4 protein-coding genes are annotated in these 1,993 nt (G+C 36.0%); all 4 read right to left on the bottom strand.

Translation table 11 applies throughout. The features are described from left to right. Positions 1-758 (bottom strand): 50S ribosomal protein L2 (gene rplB, locus WBQ70_RS04890; RefSeq protein ID WP_423911315.1); only part of this gene is annotated, 758 nt, incomplete at its 3' end. A 9-nt stretch (positions 759-767) separates the two neighbouring features. After that, positions 768-1,058, bottom strand: coding sequence for a 50S ribosomal protein L23 (gene rplW / locus WBQ70_RS04895; RefSeq protein ID WP_423911317.1), 291 nt, complete (start codon positions 1,056-1,058; stop codon positions 768-770). Positions 1,059-1,064: 6 nt separating this feature from the next. Continuing rightward, the gene (rplD, locus tag WBQ70_RS04900; RefSeq protein WP_423911319.1) at positions 1,065-1,694 is read right to left on the bottom strand and encodes a 50S ribosomal protein L4; all 630 of its coding nucleotides are present in this window, start codon (positions 1,692-1,694) and stop codon (positions 1,065-1,067) included. Then, positions 1,694-1,993: large ribosomal subunit protein uL3 (locus tag WBQ70_RS04905; RefSeq protein WP_423911321.1), on the bottom strand; the 300-nt coding region annotated here is incomplete at its 5' end. The genes WBQ70_RS04905 and rplD, both read right to left, overlap by 1 nt.

The following is a 1,993-nucleotide window of genomic DNA, read 5'->3' on the forward strand; positions in this document are numbered from 1 at the left end:
TTTGCTGGTATTCCATTTCTTGAACGTGGATGTCCACCAGAAGAACGTCCTTCTCCACCACCCATTGGGTGATCAACAGGGTTCATTGCAACAGGTCTTGTTCTAGGTCTTCTACCTAACCATCTTGTTCTACCTGCTTTACCAGACACAACTAATTGGTGGTCAGAATTAGATACTGCTCCAATTGTAGCCGAACAAGTTAACAAGATTAATCTTGTTTCACCAGATGGCATTTTAATTGTAGCAAATTTTCCGTCTCTTGCCATTAATTGAGCAAAAGTACCAGCTGAACGAGCAATAACAGCTCCTTGACCAGGTCTTAACTCAATACAAGAGATTACAGTTCCTAATGGAATTCTGCTTAAAGGCATTGCATTACCAATTTCAGGTTGAGATTCTGGACCAGAAACTAATTTCTGACCAACTTTCAATCCGTTTTGAGCAATAACATATGTTTTCTCTCCATCAGCATAAGCTAACAAAGCGATAAACGCAGTACGATTTGGATCATATTCGATTGATTTCACTGTCGCAGGAATTCCTTCCTTTGTTCTTTTGAAATCAATAATACGATATCTCTGCTTGTGACCACCACCCGTATAACGCATGGTCATCTTTCCTTGACTATTTCTACCTCCAGAGTTTTTTATCGGCGCTATCAAAGAGCGTTCCGGCTTATCAGTTGTAATGGCGTCATAACCATTCACAACTCTAAATCGCTGACCTGCGGTAATAGGTTTTAATTTTCTTACTGACATTTTTCTATCTTAGATATTGTTGTAAAAATCAATTGATTCTCCTGCTTGTACTTGTACAATTGCTTTTTTAATAGCATTTGTCTTTCCACTGATTAAACCACTTTTAGTGTATTTTGTAGTTCTATCTGGTCTTACATTCATTGTATTAACACTTAACACCGTTACACCATAAGCAGCTTCTACAGCTTTCTTAATCTCAACTTTGTTTGCTTTTTTGTTAACAACGAATCCAAAACGGTTTAAAACTTCACTTTCTTTGGTTACTTTTTCCGTTACTATAGGTTTAACTATGATACTCATATCCTATTATTTACTTAAATTTTCTTCAATTACTTCCAAAGAACTCTCCAAAAGCACTAAATTATTAGCGTTTAATATAGCGTAAGTACTTAATTCTAAACTACTTACCACATCAGACCCTTTTAAATTACGTGACGACAAATATACATTTTTATTTGTATTACCCAACACGAATAGTGATTTTTTATTCTCTAACTCTAAAGCTTTCAAAACGTTAATGAAATTTTTAGTGTTTGGTACTTCAAAATTAAAGTCCTCAAGAACGATAATATTTGACTCTTTTGCTTTGATTGAGAAAGCAGATTTTCTTGCCAAACGTTTCAAGTTTTTATTCAATTTGAATGAATAACTTCTTGGTCTTGGTCCGAAAACTGTTCCACCACCTTTAAACAATGGATTCTTTGCACTACCTGCACGAGCAGTACCAGTTCCTTTTTGTTTTTTAATCTTACGTGTACTTCCCGCAACTTCAGCTCTTTCTTTAGCTTTGTGCGTCCCTTGTCTTTGATTAGCTAAATATTGCTTAACATCAAGGTATACAGCGTGATTATTTGGTTCAATTGCGAATACTGAATCAGAAAGTTGAACTTTTCTGCCAGTATCTTTTCCGTTGAAATCTAATACTTTTACTTCCATTACTTGTGAATGATTACATAAGAGTTATTATGACCAGGAACACATCCTTTAATCACAAGTAGATTCTTTTCAGCAACTACTTTTAAAACTCTAAGGTTTTGAACGTTTACATTTTCGCCTCCCATACGTCCAGCCATACGCATTCCTTTGAATACTCTAGATGGATAAGATGAAGCTCCTACAGATCCTGGCGCTCTTAAACGGTTATGTTGACCGTGAGTTGCTTGTCCAACACCACCAAAACCGTGACGTTTTACAACCCCTTGAAAACCTTTACCTTTAGACACACCTTGTACATC

Origin of the sequence: Flavobacterium sp., from assembly GCF_049590715.1 — a bacterium.
Classification (GTDB): domain Bacteria; phylum Bacteroidota; class Bacteroidia; order Flavobacteriales; family Flavobacteriaceae; genus Flavobacterium.